Raw genomic sequence first — 16,201 nt, forward strand, 5'->3', positions numbered from 1 at the left:
CATGTATATCGTCATAATATAATGTTAGGATTTTAAAATCCGTAATTCTATATCAAAGGTCAAAAACAATGAGTTCGATTTTTACAAAAATTATCAATGGCGAAATTCCTGCAAACAAAGTCTTAGAATCCCCATCTTGTATCGCTATTCACGATATCGCTCCTCAAGCCCCTATCCATATTCTCATCATCCCCAAGCAAGAGATTAAAGATTTTCAAGAACTTGATTCCCAAACAATGACAGAGCTGCTTCAATTCACTCAAGAAGTCGCGCGAAAAATGGGACTAGATCAAAGTGGATATCGCCTGATTACCAATGTAGGCACACACGGAGGACAGGAGATCCCTCATCTACACTTTCACCTCCTAGGGGGAGCCAAGCTCAAATGGGAAAAGCTAGCCTAAAAAAAGAGCGATCTCATCTGCCAAAAAGACATCCAAAGCCCTCAAGCGCCCCTCTTGGATAAAACATTTCTTTTCTTCAATGAGCATTTGGGCTTTTTGTGGGCTTATATCTTGAAGTGAGACTCCATACTCACAACGCAACCCCAAAAAGATTCGCTCAAATCTTCTCTCTTCTTCTGTGAGAAATTCTTGATGCTTATGCATTGGGGATTGAATATAGCTTTGGATATTATGACTCCCCCATTGTCGCACCCCATTAAGACATCCCACACCCCCAGCACCACATCCAATATAGTCTTCACCACGCCAATATGCAAGATTGTGATGTGATTTATGTGTTTTAAAATAATTAGACACTTCATACTGAATAAAGCCATTTTCCTCTAGCATAGAACGCATCTCAAAAGAATAATCTTGATCTGGAAGTTTTGGAGGATTCTGATAAAACTTTGATCCCTTATCAATACTTAGAGCATAGGCCGATAGATGCGCGATCTCAAGTCTTTTGACACACTCTATCTCGGCTTGCAAGTGCTCAATACAATCAAAAGGCGTGTTATAAATCAAATCGATACTGACATTATCAATCCCCCCCTGCCTAATTCTCTCAATCGCTACAAACACATCATATTCACTATGATCACGCTGCAAAAAATCAAGCTTAAAATCAAAAAAACTTTGCACTCCAAGACTCACTCGATTGGCACCCAAATCCCTCAAAGCCTGACACCACGATAGAGTGACAAGATTGGGATTACATTCAAGAGTAATCTCATATTCTTCACTCAATCTAGCTTTTTTAGAAATGAGATCAAAGATCTTCTCATAGTGTCTTTGATGCAAAATATTGGGCGTCCCCCCTCCAAAAAAAATACTCTTCAAAGATTTGCCCTCAATCTGAGAGCCTAGATCTAAAAGCAATGCATCCACATAAGCATCTTCTAGATGCAACAAAGAATCGCTAGAGTTAAAAGCACAATATCCACACTTGCTTGCACAAAAAGGAATATGGACATATAAAATCATCAAGACCCCTCAAATCTATGCTTTAATTTCAAAACATTATGTCTTCACAAATCGCGTGGAAATATAACTCAAATCTAAGGAGGGAGAATGAACAAAAATTATCGCCCAAATGTTTCTGCTGTAGTTCTCACCTCAAGATATCCAAGCTCTTGTGAGATTCTCATCGCCAAACGCTTGGATATGAAAGATATATGGCAATTCCCTCAAGGAGGAATTGACACTGGAGAGAATCCTCAAGATGCACTCAGAAGAGAACTAAGGGAAGAAATCGGAACAGATCAAATTGAGATTTTGGCGCAATACCCAGATTGGATCAATTATGACTTTCCCTCACCTGTTGCACATAAGTTTTATCCATTTGATGGGCAAAGCCAAAAATATTTTCTTGTCCGACTTAAATCTGATTCGCTAATCAATATTGCCACAGAAAATCCAGAATTCAGCGACTACACCTTTGTCAAATTTGACAAAATCTTTGATAGGATAAAACACTTCAAAAAGCCAATCTACAAGCAAGTTTTGGATTATTTCAAAAAGGAAGGATTCCTATCATGTTGATTGTTCAAAAGTATGGTGGAACGAGTGTTGGGACTTGTGAGCGGATCGAAAATGTTGCCAAACGCGTTATTCAAAGCAAAAAAGAAGGACACCAGCTTGTCGTTGTTGTCTCAGCTATGAGTGGAGAGACAGATAAGCTTGTCCAACTCTCTCAAGCCTTCTGCTCTTCTGCTTATCCTCTACCCAATCCAAGGGAATGCGATGTGATTTTGAGCAGCGGGGAGCAAGTCACTCGAGCAATGCTTGCAATCGCACTAGAATCCCAAGGATACAAGGCGATCTCACTCAGTGGGCAAGAAGCTGGAGTGATGACAGATTTTATGCATACAAAAGCACGGATTGAGAAGATTCACACAGAGAGGATACGCAGCCTTTTGGAGCAAAATTACATCGTGATTGTCGCAGGTTTTCAAGGTGCCACATCCAAAGGAGAAATCACAACCTTAGGACGCGGTGGAAGTGATCTATCTGCTGTAGCTTTGGCAGGGGCATTGAGGGCAGATCGCTGTGAGATTTATACTGATGTTGATGGCGTTTATACCACAGATCCAAGAATCGAACCATCAGCTAAAAAGATTGACAAAATCAGCTATGAAGAGATGCTTGAGCTTGCCAGTATGGGAGCAAAGGTGCTTTTAAATCGCTCTGTTGAGATGGCCAAAAAACTCAATGTCAATCTCATCACTCGCAATTCATTTAGTGATAATGAAGGAACTTTAATCACAAGAGAGGAGAACATCATGGAACAACCCATCGTCAGTGGAGTTGCACTTGATAAAAATCAAGCGCGTATTAGCATCATCGATTTAGATGATCAGCCAGGAATTGCTGCAAAAATCTTTGAATCACTCTCTAGAGCCACAATCAATGTCGATATGATCGTCCAAACGATTGGCAGGGATGGAAAAACCGATCTTGACTTCACGATTCCTAAAACTGAAGTCACTCAAGCCCAGCAAATTTTGCAAGATTTTTCTCATCTTTTTGAAAGATTGGAATATGACTGCAATATCGCCAAAGTCTCTATCGTGGGTGTAGGGATGAAATCACACTCTGGAGTTGCAAGCCTTTGCTTCAATGCAATGGCTCAAGAAAATATCAATATCATGATGATTGGCACAAGTGAGATCAAAATCTCAATGATCATCGAAGATCGTCACGCACAAAAAGCTGTGCGAGCACTTCATGCCACATATCAACTCGATCAATAATGGAAAAAATCTCAGATTGGATGCTTAAAACCATCCGCGAAGAAAACAACCATGGTTTTTTGAGTGGATGGCTTGAAGAAGAGCGCTTCAAATGGACTAAGCTTGTCTCCAATACTTTGACACAAATAATGAATGAAACAAGCTTTTTACTCATTTGTGATTCTCCTAGGGAGTGGCTAAAATCCTACATTCTTAGCCATATCAATGCACACAAAAATCGCCCATTTGTCCCCATCCTTGATTTTCCATTTTCTCCCCATCAAGATCTTCAAAATATTAAAGATGTTTTGGGTATTGCTTATCGAGATTATGCGTTTTTTTATATTGGAAAGCGTAATAATGCATTTGCAGAACTAGCAATTGGACATGAAAATAGTTTTTTGTGGATTTTAGATGAATCGCTTCAAGATGCTTTTTCACTCAATTCCAATCATCCTATGCTTGATTTTAGATTGCTTCAGCTTTATAAAATCTTTGATCTTGCACTTAGTGCATGTATCTTTGGCAAGATAAGTTTGGATGACTAAATGGGCACGATATATCTCACGCAAGATGCACATAAAATCCTTGAGCAGCTCAATCTACCCAATCTCAGAATCTTTGAATTAGACGAGCTTAAAATCACTAGTGCAAGAGATATCATCCATGAGGCCTATATCTCTGAAGAGATGGGTAAAAATATCGCAATCATTGCAAAAATCTTCAATATCGAGGCTCAAAATGCTCTTCTTAAGGTCTTAGAAGAGCCTCCAAGTGGGGTAGATTTTCTTATCTTTACACAAAACAAAAATGCTCTTTTACCCACCATTAGATCCAGAATGCTTTTAATCAATGATCTTCAGAACTCAGAGATTCCGACACTCAACCTTGATCTTGCACATCTCACACTTGAGCAGATCTATCATTTTCTCAAATCACTTGATTCATCTCCCTCTAGAACTCAAGCAAGAGAAATCATTCAATCACTGCTCAAAACCATTCAAGCCTCCAACATCAAGCTTCCACAAAAAGAACTTGATTTTTTCAACAAAGCCATCCAAGCCAATGCTCATTATGAGCGAATCCATATCGTCCTTCTTCCCATACTACTTCATCTAGTGGAGCGCAAATGAAACCCTTTGTATGGCGCATTCATCCCTCATTACTTGAGCAAAATCTCAAAATTCTTGGAACTGATCAAGGTGGTGAGAAAATCATCAAACAAAAATCACGGGACTTTGTTTTCAAAATCCACAGACTTTCTTTAAGTGCGACACATATTCTCAAACAAGAAGCCATCAGTGTGGGTGCGGACTTGGCCACACCTAGAGATTTTATTCTGTGCAAACAAAGTCATTATGATTGCATTCTTTTGGGTTCTACATCACAGATTCGGAGAATCATCCAAAAATGTCAGATTCAGCCCTTTGGTCTCAAAGAAATTGCCAATACGCTCAAAACTCATCTCAAAAGTACACTCCCAGATCAACCAAAACTAATGGCAATCCTCAATCTAACACCAGATAGCTTCTATGAAGGAAGTCGCTTTGACCCACATCAAGCCATCAATCAGATCAGATCCTATATCGATCTTGGGATAGAAATCATTGATATTGGAGGGGCAAGCTCAAGGCCTCAAAGCGAACTTATCGATCCCCAAGAAGAGTTGAAACGCCTAAAAGATCTCATCCTCCTCATTGAGCAAAACAAACTTCACAATCTAGCAACATTTAGTATCGATACATACAATCCTAGTGTCGCTGATTTTGCGCTCTCACATGGATTTAGAATCTTAAATGACATTTTGGGATTTTCTAATCCTGATATGATTCAAGTATGCTCCAAATACAATGCTCAAGCAATCTTAATGCATTCAAGGGGAACACCTAAGACAATGCAAAATCTGACCAACTACACGCATCTCTTTGCAGAAATTGATGCATTTTTTGAGAGCAAAATCACACAGCTTCGAGAACATCGCATAGAAAATATTATTTTAGATATTGGTTTTGGCTTTGCCAAAGAAGTAGAGCACAATCTTTCTCTAATCCAAAATCTTATGCATTTCAAGCGCTTCAATCTCCCTCTACTTGTGGGAGCAAGTCGCAAAAATACCATTGGGATCCTAACCAAACAAAGTATAGAAAACAGACTAAGTGGAACACTCGCACTTCATCAAATCGCACTCCAAAATGGAGCAGATATTCTAAGAGTCCATGATGTCAGAGAGCATCTTGATCTTCTTGCGATCCATCAGGCAATGAGAAAACAATGGTAGAAAAGACAATCCAAAAATTCCTCATCTCTCATGGTCTAAGCCAAGAAGAAATCCAATCCAAAAGTCTGCAAGAATTACAAGAAATCTATACACAAGGAATCAAATCATTTGTGCAAAGATTCAATTCAGAAAAGCAACAAGAGACACAGATTCTCAAACCACAAAATCCATTCAAAACTCTCAAAGATCCTCAAGAAATCTTTGATTTGCCTCTTGGATTTTTTGAGCATTTTTCCATTGAAGATGTTATTTTGATGATTCACAAACATTTTCGCCAAATTCCAATGGAACAGATTCAAAAGATTGCAAAAATCTTATTTCACTCATTTCAAGAAAACATACTTAAAGAAATTAGACAAAAACTACACAACATCCCATTTGATGAGCAAGAGAGCATTATGGAGATTTATGAAGCTCAGCGTGATAACATCGAGCATCTTATTCAAATCAATCAACAACTTGAGCTTGAAAGCTTTAGAAGTAAATTTGAAAGTATTCTCAATCTAAAAACAATTATCCAAGCAAATCAGGAAGAATAATCACCCCATTTTTCACCCCCACCCCCATACTTTAAATAGTTATTTTCTAAGCTCTCGAATTCTCGCAGATTTTCCTTTGCGATCTCTGAGGTAATAAAGCTTTGCTCGGCGCACACGACCAATACGCAATACTTCAATTTTGTCCAATGATTCACTATAAAGTGGGAAAACCTTCTCAACACCCACATTGTTTGCACCCATTTTTCTCACCGTAAAAGTTCGATCTACACCATTTCCACGCACAGCGATGCAAATCCCCTCATAATTTTGAATCCTGCTCTTATCTCCTTCTTGGATCTTGATCCCAAGTCTCAAAGTATCTCCTGCCTTAAATGATGGGACTTCTTTTCCTGTAATTTGTGCTTTCTCAAAGCTCTCAATATAACGATTTTTCATTTTTTATCCTTATGATTTTTCCACTTCTGATAAAGATCGGGTCTATGATATTTTGTCTTACATTCAGAAAGGCTAAGTTTTAAACCCGCAATTTTACTATGATTTCCCCTAGAATATTCCAAAGGTGGAGAAATTTTTGAAAATTTTTCATCACATTGGATTGTTTTGGCAAAAACAGGAGCCTCGAGCAAAAAATCCTCAAAACTCTCTCCGATCAAAGATTGTGCATTGCCCAAAACTCCATCTAATTGCCTAGAGATACTATCACATAGACACAAAGCCGGTAGCTCTCCCCCAGTCACAATAAAATCTCCCACACAAAACACTTCATCAGCCCAGAGCTCAAGTCCTCGCTCATCATATCCCTCATAACGCCCACATACAAATACAATATGCTCTTTTTGAGCAAGCCTTATGCTATCTTTTTGAGAAAACAGTGGCGCACTTGGTGTTAAAAATACAATATGTGCCTCTGTAGAAATTGCACTCAAAGCACGATCCAAAACATCAGCACAGATCACCTGTCCAGCTCCACCCCCAATCTGAGGCTCATCGACTTTTTGATATTTATTCTGCGCAAAATCTCTTAGATTCACAATCTCAATCTCAATCAATCTTTGATCTATCGCACGCTTAAGAATCGAATCCTCAAAATAAAATCGCACAAGTGAAGGGAAAAGTGTCAAAAAGGTAAATTTCATCTAACTCTCTAGCCAGATATCTTTGGCTCCAGAAGTTTGAATCTCATCTGAAGATGCGGACAAAATATAGCGCTCAATATAGGGGATCATAAAAGTTTTAGGGCGTTTTGTCTCAGCACTATTGGCTGCAACGATTAGATAATCAGTCTCCCCAATCCGATCAATTTCTTTGACATACCCTAATAGCTCACCACGCTCCACTACTTTAACTCCAATCAGATCAAACCAAAACATCTCCCCCTCTTGCAATGGACATATCATCCTTGTATCTTCTATACTCATACTTAGCACAGCATTAGTCAAAGTCTTGGCACTCTCTAGGCTTTCATATCCATAAAAACACACAATACCATCTTGATAAGTCTTGATTTTGAGTTTAAAAATCTCTTGTTTGAGATGCCCCTTTTGAGCAAAAAAGGTAACATCAGAAGAAAAAATTTGTGGAAAATCTGTCAAAAGATGCAACTTAAGCCCCCCATAAACCCCCACCGTTTTTCCAATCTTAGCGACCTCAATCATATGGGTTGAACAACGATCCTGTAGCTCTTTCCATTTTTAACTTTGCAACCAGATAATACATTTTTCAAAGAATGAATCATCTTTCCATTCTTGCCTATAAATTTCCCTACATCTTCACAAGAAGCAAAAAGTGTCAAATCTACATCGCTCCCATGATCTTGGGATTCCACTCTAATGAGTTCTGGATGTGTTGCAAGTTTCTTGGCATACTCTCTGACAAAATGCTCAATCATTACTTTGTAGATGAAAGCTTCTCTACTCTCTCACTCATCTTAGCACCAACACTCTTCCAATAAGCCAATCTTTCTTGATTGATTTTGATATAAGCAGGCTCAACAAGAGGATTATAAATCCCAATAGATTCAATCCACCCTCCATCTCTTCTTTTTCTACTATCAGTCACAACTACTCTATAAAAAGGCTTTTTCTTTCTACCCATTCTTGTCAATCGAATCACTGTTGCCATGAATTCATCTCCTTATAAAAATGTTTCAGATATTTCAAAAGCGGTTATTATAAAGTGTTTTTACACGAAACTGATTAAGTTTTTGCAACTCGTGGCAAAATGCCACAAACTTTATAAGTTTAAGATTCTCTTTTGGAGATAGTATGCAACTCTTTAGCGCTGGACCCACTCAAACACCCGATCAAATTCTCTCACTTCTTGCATCTCCAACCCTACATCATCGCTCCAAGGAGTTTGAAGAAATTTTTGAATCATGTGTGACAAATATGAAAAAACTCCTAGGCTTACCCCATATATTCTTCCTACTCTCAAGCGGAAGTGGGGGGATGGAGAGCGCATTGAGCAGTCTTGCTCCAAGCAGTGTCCTTGTTTTAGAAAATGGAAAGTTTGCGCAACGCTGGAGTCAAATCGCACATAACCTCCGCATCCAAACTCACAGCATCACAAAAGAATGGAATCAAGCCCACTCACCCCAAGAGGTTTTGGATTATTTGCGATCTTATCCTCATATTGAGTGTGTTTGTTTTCAAAGTGTAGAAAGCAGTGGAGGGGTAAAACAACCCTATGCCCTCATCGCACAAGAAATCAAGGCATATAACCCACAGATTCTAATCATCCTTGATGGCATCGCCTCTATTGGAGCAGAATCTCTCAATCTTACTCATATTGATGCATGCATTGGAGCAACGCAAAAAGCACTTATGCTACCCACAGGACTAGCCTTTGTGGGTATCAGCAATCCTGCATTGAAACTCATTCAAACAAGATCACCCCTCTCCTTCTATCTTGCCTTGCAAAACTATCTTCACTCCCCTATTGCCTTTAGTCTTCCCTCTTCACTTTTTGTCGCACTCTCATGGGTGTTTGAACATCTTGATTTTGAGATAAATTATCAAGTAGTTGCCAAACGAGCCAAACAAACAAGAGATCTTCTCAATCACTACAAAATCCCCATTTATTCCACATCTCCTGCAGACTCTATCATCGCTTTTTGTGATCCACACAATCAGATCAAAAACATCCTTGCACAAGATAAACAAATCCTTATCTCAAGCGGACAAAGTCATCTCAAAACTCAAATATCAAGGATTGGAAATTTTGGAATTTTGCAAGACTATGACTATTTCTTAAAGAGCTTAGAAGAAGTTCTTATCTCACTACAAGATAAAAACCTCCAAAATACTCTATCCTAGACCAAAGTTTCTTGGAGCACCTCTTCTATTTTCTCCACAGCAATAATTTCAAGCCCTTCTTTGACCTCAGATGGAATCTCATCTAGATCTCTTTGATGATTTTTAAGCGGGATTAAAACCTTTTTCACTCCAGCCTTATATGCAGCGATCAATTTTTCTTTTAAGCCCCCGATGGGCAAAACTCTTCCGCTCAAAGTCAGCTCACCAGTCATCGCAACATCAGCTCTAATCTTGCGATCACTTAAGATAGAGGCGATTACACTTGCCATCGCAATGCCCGCACTTGGACCATCTTTGGGTGTTGCACCCTCTGGGACATGCAAATGCAAATCATAATACTCATAAATTGGCTTAACTCTCTTATCTTTATCATCTTTATGAGATGCTTCCTTTGGGGTTTTGAGTTTTGTATCTAGTTTTCCCTCAGAGAGCAAAACCTTGATCACAGAGTGAGCAATCCGTGCTGATTCTTTCATCACATCTCCCAGACTTCCAGTCAGAGCAAGATTCCCTTTCCCCAAAACACGCACAACCTCAATCTTAAGCACATCACCTCCCACACTTGTCCATGCCAATCCATTCACAACCCCAATGCGATTGACCTTATCAGCAGGATCGATCTCAAAAACAATCCTATCTAGAAAATCAGATAAATTTTTTTGATTGATTGAGACCTTACTCTCTCCTCCATCCAAACTCTCAAGTAAAATCTTTTGAGCACTTTTGCGCATGATTGTTGCAATTTGCCTGCGAAGATTGCGCACTCCAGATTCTCTTGTATATTTTTCTATGATTTCTTTGAGCGCACCTGAGGTAATACTCACTTCATAGTTTTTTAAGCCATGCTTTTTGAGCTCTTGGGGAATCAGATATTTTTTGGCAATCTGCTCCTTTTCTTGGGGAGTGTAGCTTGAAATCTGAATAAATTCCATACGATCTTTTAGGGGAGCTGGGATCTGTGAAATATCATTGGCTGTGGCAATAAAAACAACATGTGAAAGATCAAGATTAAAATTAGTGTAATAGTCGCGAAATTCTTTATTTTGTTCAGGATCCAAAATCTCTAAAAGCACACTTGTAGGATCTCCCCTAAAACTACGCCCTACTTTATCGATCTCATCAAGCACCATCACAGGATCCATACTTTTGGCATCAATCAATCCCTGAGTGATTCTCCCAGGCATTGCTCCAAGATATGTACGACGATGACCCCTTAACTCATTTACATCTTCCAATCCCCCCAAGGCAAGACGCACAAGAGATCTTCCCATCGCTTTAGCAATTGAATTTGCCAATGAGGTTTTTCCCACACCTGGAGGACCATAAAAACACAAAATCGTTCCCTTAGAATCTTTACTTTCTTTACCCCTGAGAGCAAGCAATTCTTTGACAGCAAAATATTCGACGATTCTTTTTTTGGGTTTTTCAAGAGAATAATGATCACTATCAAGTTGTTTTTGCACATTTTGGATTGAGATCTTTTCTTTGCTAAGTTTGCCAAAAGGGATCTCTAATACCCACTCGATATAGTTTTGGATGATATTTGCATCCCCACTATCTTGATTCATTTTACTCAGACGATCAATCTGGCGCTTAATCTCTTTGTGAATCTCCTCATTGATATGAGGCTTGATTTTGGCAAGCTTATCTCGATAGCGCTCAATTTCCTCTTCTTTCTGCCCCTCAAGTCCAAGCTCTTTGTGAATCTGTCTAATTTGTTCTTTGAGAAAATACTCTTTATTTACCTTGTCCATCTTGTTTTGGACACGACTTTTGATCTCTCGTTGTAACTTTTGATTCTCAATATCTGCCACGATTAGCTCAATCAAAAGCAATAATCTCTCTTGCACATCATCTTTGGCAAATAACTCATAAGCTTGAGATTTTTTAGGTTTAAGACTTGAGGCGATCAGATCAACTATTCGATTGGGATCTTGTGCTTCTTCTGTTGCTCTAAGAAGCTCTGGAGAGATAGAAGAATTGACATTGGCCAAATATTGAAGCTGCTCACGCAAAACCTCCAAAGTCGCCTCAATCATTTCTTGATTGTAAGGTTTATAAACAAAAGTCTGAGCACTTCCCTCAAGTGGCGAGTGAGAAGTGAGTTCTTGGATAATAGCCTTCCCAATCCCTCTAAATAAAATCTTCATACGACCATCAGGCAAAGCCACCTTGCGCATAATTTCCCCCACCACACCCACACGATAAAAATCCTCATTACTCCCCTCTTCAAAAAAGGCAATCAAGAGTTTTTTGCTTCCACTAAATGCTTGATTGATGGCTTGAATATTTTTTTGATTACTCACAAAAACGGGGGTGATCATAAAGGGATAGACAGAGAGATTCTCCTCTACAATAATGTTTATTTTGAACAAATCTGGATTCATCCAACCTCCTACCAATTAAAAATCATCACATACCAAGGTTTATAAGAAGGAAGAATATAATCGATCTTTTTGATCTCCAATGCCTCCATCACATACCAAGGCACTCCATTTGTGACATTTCTAAAATTCTTTCTCAAATCCTCATCATTGCGATCTAGATACAACTTGGCTGCATATTTCTTGTTTTCTTTTTGATATACATTAGCAATCGCTGAATTCAATTCTGCTTGACCTAACTTAAATTTGGTCAGAATATATGCGACATAGGGTGTGTAGATCTCATCTGGATAAGCATCCAAATAGTTTTGAATCTCAACCATAGAATCCATCATAAATTGCTGATCCTTGCTGTGATTTTTGAAAGAATAATATCTGGCTAAAATCTTGAGATAGTTGATATAACTATAGTTTGCACGATTTGAAAAACGCTTCAAATACTCATCAAAATAAAATTCTGCAAGCAAAAATTCATCTTGTGCCATATGTGCATGTCCCAAAGCAAGCATCGCCTCTGGCACTAGCGGAGAGTTCACATGCTCACTTTGCAATGAAGCGAATTTGGTATCAGCTGTTTCAAGATTGCCATAGCGAATCTCTTTGAAAATTTCTTCATACCAATACATCGCAGGCTTATCATACTCATCGACCTTTTTAGAGCATGCAACAAAAAACATCCCCAAACACACAACACAAACAAACAACCGAATCTTCATTCCCACATCTGACCTTACAACAAAATGCAATCATTTACAAACTCAATGCGAGTTTTTATTATTTTGCCCTTTAAGAAGTGTGCGATTATATCTCACACGGCTCTAGTTGTATATTAATTTTAAAATGTTTTAGGATAGAATAAATTAAAAACGACAAGACTGCACTCACTCCCAAATATCAAGATCAAAAAGCGAGAAGCCGTCCTGTTGATATTGAGATATAGACTATCAGGAGAATAAAGATGGTTTTTGAGGTAAAGTCACCCATTTTAGGTTTTGAAGATGTAGGCAAAATGAGACTTGAAAAGATTGATGATCTTTTTATGAAACTCTCTAATGATGAAGATTCTTCACCAATTTTCACTCTGATCAATCCCTTTGCACTGCGTCCTTATGATTTTGAGATCCCCTCAGCTCTTGAGCTTCTTTTAGATATTAAAAATGAAGAGGATGTTTTGGTTGGCAATATTATGGTGATTCAAACTCCAATTGAGCAATCAACGATCAACTTTCTAGCCCCAGTAATTTTCAATATCAAAAACAAAACAATGGCACAAGTCGTCTTAGATAGCGCCAAATATCCCCAATACGGACTTGCAGAAACCATTGACTCTTATTACAAAGATCAAATTCAATCTTAAAAGCCTATGCAAAACTTCATCTTAATTGGTTATGGGAATCTAGCCTCTGCGATGATGGATGGCTTTTCCAATCATCCTGACTTTCGTTTGGCCAACTTTTATGTATTTGGACGCGATTTTGAACGCGCCCAAACATTTGCTTCACGCTATCCCAACCTTCAAGCAATCTCATCTTTAGAGGAATTTGTCTCCAAAGATTCAATTCTTATTCTTTGTATCAAGCCCAAAGGTCTCTCCTCTCTTCAACTCAATCAATCATTTTTCTTGCTTTATTCTGTGATGGCTGGCGTGGAGAGCTCAACCCTCAAGCGGCATTTCCCCCTAGCGCAAAATATCACACGAGCAATGCCAAATGTCAGTGCAAAAGTTCAAAAATCAGCAACAAGTCTATTTTGCATAGGCACACATGAAGCTCAAGCCCTATCCATCAAACTCACTCAAGCCTTTGGCTGGGCAACAGTCCTAGGAGATGAAAGCTTGATTGATGCTAGCATTGCCACCAATGGAAGTTCTCCAGCTTTTTTAGCCCTCATTGCAGAAGCATTGATTGAAGCAGGAGTGCGTGAGGGGATTGCTTTTAATCAAAGTCGAGAGCTTGTATATGCTACTTTTGAGGGGTTTGCCCACCTTCTCTCATCCTCCACCCCACAAGAGATCAAAACACTTGTTACAAGTCCTGGAGGAACGACTGCTGAGGGCTTGGCCTATTTAGAAAGTCATGCTCTAAAAGGGATCATCCAAGAAGCAGCACACCAAGCTGTTTTGAAAGCTAAGGGAAAAATCTAACCTTGCATAATTTTCGCCTAATCGCCATTCTTGGTGCGACTGGAAGCGGGAAAAGTGCATTTGGCTTGGAGCTTGCTCAACAGCTCAACTGCGATATTTTTTCCCTTGATTCTCTAGCGATCTATCAAGAGTTTGATATCGTCTCAGCCAAACCCTCCAAAGAAGAGCTCGCGCAAATCCCACATCATGGAATCAACATCCTAAAACCCAATCAAGCAAACAATGCCCCACTCTTCAAAACTCTCCTTCTTCAAGCCATTCAGCAAAGCCAAAAAAAACAACACAAAGCCCTCCTTATCATCGGTGGATCAAGCTTTTATCTCAAAAGTATTATTGAAGGACTCTCTCCACACCCTCCTCTCTCTACCCAACAAAGTCAAGCTATTCACAAGCAGATTCAATCCCTACCCGATCCCTACACATTTTTGCATGCCATCGATCCAAACTATCCCATCCATCCCAACGATACCTATCGCCTCTATCGGGCTCTTGAGATTTATTTCGCAACCCACACTCCTCCATCTCTTTTCTTTGCCAATCATCCACGAGAGCCCTTTCCACATCCGATTGAAAAATATGCACTCTCTATCGATCGCGATCTCTTAAGAAAGCGCATCTTAAAAAGGACACAATCTATGCTGCAAAAAGGATTGCTTGAGGAGATTGAATCTATTTTTAAGCATTATGATTATTTGATTCAGCCAGCAGGTGCAATCGGCGTCAAAGAATGTATCCAATACCTCACCCAGACTCCACTTGAAGTCCTACAAGGAAAAACCCCTCCCCAAAACCCAAAGATTGCCTCAAATATCCAAGAACTCTGCACACTTATCTCAACTCACACAGCCCAACTTGCCAAACGCCAAAGCACATTTAATCGCACTCAATTTGGCTCAATCTTATCGACATCGCAATCAATTAAAAATTTACCAAAAACAGGGATCATCTGTGGCAACCAAGAAGAGCTTAAAGCTTTCATTCTGCAGACATTTTAAGCATTATAAGCCTCTTTATTGAGGGTTTTGAGCTCCTTATCCACAGCAATGCTTGCAATCATACCCCCACTGACATTGCTCATCGTTCTTGCCATATCCATGATTGGATCAACTGCCAAGACAATAGCCAAGATTCCAAAATGCTCACCCAAGCCAAGACCTGTCAAAACAATTGAGGCCACCATTGTGGCAATTCCAGGAATCCCTGCCACACCAATAGAAGCTACCACAGACAAAACAACGATCATAATCCCCTGCACAAGCCCAACCTCAATACCCAAAGATTGAAATGCAAACACCCCAACAAGTCCACCCAAATATCCAGCACATCCATTTGCTCCAATCGTAGTAGAAAGAGTTGCGACAAATGATGCACTCATAGAGCTAACCCCCATTCTATTCTTAAGCACATCAATCGTGACAGGAAGTGTGGCAATACTTGAGCGAGAAGTGAAAGCCATCAGCAAAGCAGGAATTGCTTTTTTGAAATACATCATAGGGCTAAGACCATGTGCTAGCAAGACCAAGGCATGCACGATAAATACACAAAATGCACTCAAATAAATCAGCGCAATAAAAATTAAAACGGGAGAAATCGCATCAATCCCATAACGCATCAATACCCCAGCAATCATTGTCACAACAGCATAAGGCATAAATTCAATCACAAGCATGGCAATTTTCATCATCACTTGATGCAAAAAATCCACACATTTTACAAAGGATTGATAGAAAGGATGCTCATCTCCCACAGCTCGTGCACTCAATGCAAAAATCATTGCAAAAATCACAACACCCACAACAGCATTTTGCTGCATTGATCCGATGATATTGCTTGGCATCAATCCCAAAAGAATCTGATCCAAGCTCTTCACTTCGCGAGCAATCTTGACTTCACCACTCACAAATCCCTCACCCAAAGAAAACTGCACTCCAAGATAAACAGCGATCATGGAAGCGATCCCCGTTGTCAAAAGAAGCCAAAATAAACTACGAGAAAATAAAGAAGAAAGTTTGATCTCATTTCTAAGATTTAAAATCACATATAAAATCCCAACCAATACAATAGGCACAACGATAAGTTTTAAAAAATTGATAAAAATAGAAGAAATAAATCCAATCCATGCATAAGTTTGATAATACCACTCAAGACCCACAATCCTCTGAGCCATACCCCCCTCTGGAAATCCTGCAAAATATTGCATCCCCAACCCAAGTCCAATTCCACACAATAGCCCCACAAACATTCGTTGCGCAAAACTTAGACGATTTTTTAGATATCCAATCAAGACAAAAATCCCAAGAACGATACCACAAGCAACTACAGTTCCCCATGATGAAAACAAAAAAAAGTCTCTTAAAAATGAATGCATTTTTTCTCCTTGCTATGTTCGCTCAAACCTTGAGCT

Annotated in this window: 20 protein-coding genes; 11 read left to right on the forward strand and 9 right to left on the reverse strand. The window is 39.2% G+C overall.

Annotated features, from left to right (window positions below; all coding sequences use genetic code 11):
* Positions 1 to 68: 68 nt before the first annotated feature.
* Positions 69 to 404: a histidine triad nucleotide-binding protein gene (locus T391_RS0107145; RefSeq protein WP_027327755.1), complete on the forward strand. Its 336-nt coding sequence runs from the start codon at positions 69 to 71 to the stop codon at positions 402 to 404.
* On the opposite strand, the gene hemW is transcribed toward T391_RS0107145, so the two are convergent.
* Positions 396 to 1,430: a radical SAM family heme chaperone HemW gene (hemW, locus tag T391_RS0107150; protein ID WP_027327756.1), complete on the reverse strand. Its 1,035-nt coding sequence runs from the start codon at positions 1,428 to 1,430 to the stop codon at positions 396 to 398. The two genes, T391_RS0107145 and hemW, sit on opposite strands and share 9 nt — an antisense overlap.
* Before the next feature lie 87 nt (positions 1,431 to 1,517).
* On the opposite strand from hemW, the gene T391_RS0107155 reads away from it, so the two are divergent.
* Genes T391_RS0107155 through T391_RS0107180 form a run of 6 tightly spaced genes read left to right on the forward strand, consistent with a single transcriptional unit; the run spans position 1,518 to position 5,995 of the window.
* Positions 1,518 to 1,988: an RNA pyrophosphohydrolase gene (locus T391_RS0107155; protein ID WP_027327757.1), complete on the forward strand. Its 471-nt coding sequence runs from the start codon at positions 1,518 to 1,520 to the stop codon at positions 1,986 to 1,988.
* Entirely contained in the window at positions 1,982 to 3,199 is a 1,218-nt protein-coding gene (locus T391_RS0107160; RefSeq protein WP_027327758.1) for an aspartate kinase, read from the forward strand. Before T391_RS0107155 ends, T391_RS0107160 begins: the two co-directional genes overlap by 7 nt.
* On the forward strand, positions 3,199 to 3,726 hold the full coding sequence (locus T391_RS0107165) for a HobA family DNA replication regulator (protein ID WP_027327759.1): 528 nt from the start codon (positions 3,199 to 3,201) through the stop codon (positions 3,724 to 3,726). Before T391_RS0107160 ends, T391_RS0107165 begins: the two co-directional genes overlap by 1 nt.
* Positions 3,727 to 4,311 (forward strand): DNA polymerase III subunit delta', encoded by a 585-nt coding sequence (locus T391_RS0107170; protein WP_027327760.1) that lies wholly within the window; start codon positions 3,727 to 3,729, stop codon positions 4,309 to 4,311.
* Positions 4,308 to 5,456, forward strand: coding sequence for a dihydropteroate synthase (gene folP / locus T391_RS0107175; RefSeq protein ID WP_027327761.1), 1,149 nt, complete (start codon positions 4,308 to 4,310; stop codon positions 5,454 to 5,456). Before T391_RS0107170 ends, folP begins: the two co-directional genes overlap by 4 nt.
* A complete protein-coding gene (locus T391_RS0107180) occupies positions 5,450 to 5,995 on the forward strand; it encodes a hypothetical protein (protein WP_027327762.1) in 546 nt (181 codons plus the stop codon). The genes folP and T391_RS0107180 overlap by 7 nt, the downstream gene beginning before the upstream one ends.
* Before the next feature lie 39 nt (positions 5,996 to 6,034).
* On the opposite strand, the gene rplS is transcribed toward T391_RS0107180, so the two are convergent.
* The 5 genes from rplS to rpsP are packed head-to-tail and all read right to left on the reverse strand — an operon-like array spanning position 6,035 to position 8,077.
* The gene (rplS, locus tag T391_RS0107185; protein WP_027327763.1) at positions 6,035 to 6,391 is read right to left on the reverse strand and encodes a 50S ribosomal protein L19; all 357 of its coding nucleotides are present in this window, start codon (positions 6,389 to 6,391) and stop codon (positions 6,035 to 6,037) included.
* Positions 6,388 to 7,092 carry a tRNA (guanosine(37)-N1)-methyltransferase TrmD gene (trmD, locus tag T391_RS0107190; protein ID WP_027327764.1) on the reverse strand — a complete coding sequence of 235 codons (705 nt, stop codon included), beginning with the start codon at positions 7,090 to 7,092 and terminating at the stop codon, positions 6,388 to 6,390. Before trmD ends, rplS begins: the two co-directional genes overlap by 4 nt.
* The gene (gene rimM, locus T391_RS0107195; protein WP_027327765.1) at positions 7,093 to 7,611 is read right to left on the reverse strand and encodes a ribosome maturation factor RimM; all 519 of its coding nucleotides are present in this window, start codon (positions 7,609 to 7,611) and stop codon (positions 7,093 to 7,095) included.
* Positions 7,608 to 7,844 (reverse strand): KH domain-containing protein, encoded by a 237-nt coding sequence (locus T391_RS0107200; protein ID WP_027327766.1) that lies wholly within the window; start codon positions 7,842 to 7,844, stop codon positions 7,608 to 7,610. The genes rimM and T391_RS0107200 overlap by 4 nt, the downstream gene beginning before the upstream one ends.
* Positions 7,844 to 8,077 (reverse strand): 30S ribosomal protein S16, encoded by a 234-nt coding sequence (rpsP, locus tag T391_RS0107205; protein ID WP_027327767.1) that lies wholly within the window; start codon positions 8,075 to 8,077, stop codon positions 7,844 to 7,846. The genes T391_RS0107200 and rpsP overlap by 1 nt, the downstream gene beginning before the upstream one ends.
* A gap of 143 nt (positions 8,078 to 8,220) precedes the next feature.
* Between rpsP and T391_RS0107210 the strand changes: the two genes are divergently transcribed.
* Entirely contained in the window at positions 8,221 to 9,270 is a 1,050-nt protein-coding gene (locus T391_RS0107210; RefSeq protein WP_027327768.1) for a pyridoxal-phosphate-dependent aminotransferase family protein, read from the forward strand.
* Here the strand turns inward: T391_RS0107210 and lon are convergent.
* Entirely contained in the window at positions 9,267 to 11,657 is a 2,391-nt protein-coding gene (lon, locus tag T391_RS0107215) for an endopeptidase La (RefSeq protein ID WP_027327769.1), read from the reverse strand. The two genes, T391_RS0107210 and lon, sit on opposite strands and share 4 nt — an antisense overlap.
* A gap of 8 nt (positions 11,658 to 11,665) precedes the next feature.
* Positions 11,666 to 12,370, reverse strand: coding sequence for an outer membrane protein assembly factor BamD (gene bamD, locus T391_RS08320; protein ID WP_084340148.1), 705 nt, complete (start codon positions 12,368 to 12,370; stop codon positions 11,666 to 11,668).
* Positions 12,371 to 12,612: 242 nt separating this feature from the next.
* Here bamD and fliW point away from each other — a divergent pair, with 242 nt between their 5' ends.
* The 3 genes from fliW to miaA are packed head-to-tail and all read left to right on the forward strand — an operon-like array spanning position 12,613 to position 14,792.
* A complete protein-coding gene (fliW, locus tag T391_RS0107225; protein ID WP_027327770.1) occupies positions 12,613 to 13,011 on the forward strand; it encodes a flagellar assembly protein FliW in 399 nt (132 codons plus the stop codon).
* Between the two features lie 6 nt (positions 13,012 to 13,017).
* Positions 13,018 to 13,797, forward strand: a complete 780-nt coding sequence (locus T391_RS0107230) for a pyrroline-5-carboxylate reductase (protein WP_027327771.1) — start codon at positions 13,018 to 13,020, stop codon at positions 13,795 to 13,797.
* 2 nt (positions 13,798 to 13,799) lie between these two features.
* Entirely contained in the window at positions 13,800 to 14,792 is a 993-nt protein-coding gene (gene miaA / locus T391_RS08325; protein ID WP_034584097.1) for a tRNA (adenosine(37)-N6)-dimethylallyltransferase MiaA, read from the forward strand.
* Here miaA and T391_RS0107240 read toward each other — a convergent pair.
* Complete coding sequence (locus T391_RS0107240; RefSeq protein WP_027327772.1) at positions 14,789 to 16,165, reverse strand: dicarboxylate/amino acid:cation symporter; 1,377 nt, start codon at positions 16,163 to 16,165, stop codon at positions 14,789 to 14,791. The two genes, miaA and T391_RS0107240, sit on opposite strands and share 4 nt — an antisense overlap.
* Positions 16,166 to 16,201: the final 36 nt, after the last annotated feature.

This window comes from Helicobacter pametensis ATCC 51478 (assembly GCF_000518225.1).
Classification (GTDB): Bacteria; Campylobacterota; Campylobacteria; order Campylobacterales; family Helicobacteraceae; genus Helicobacter_G; species Helicobacter_G pametensis.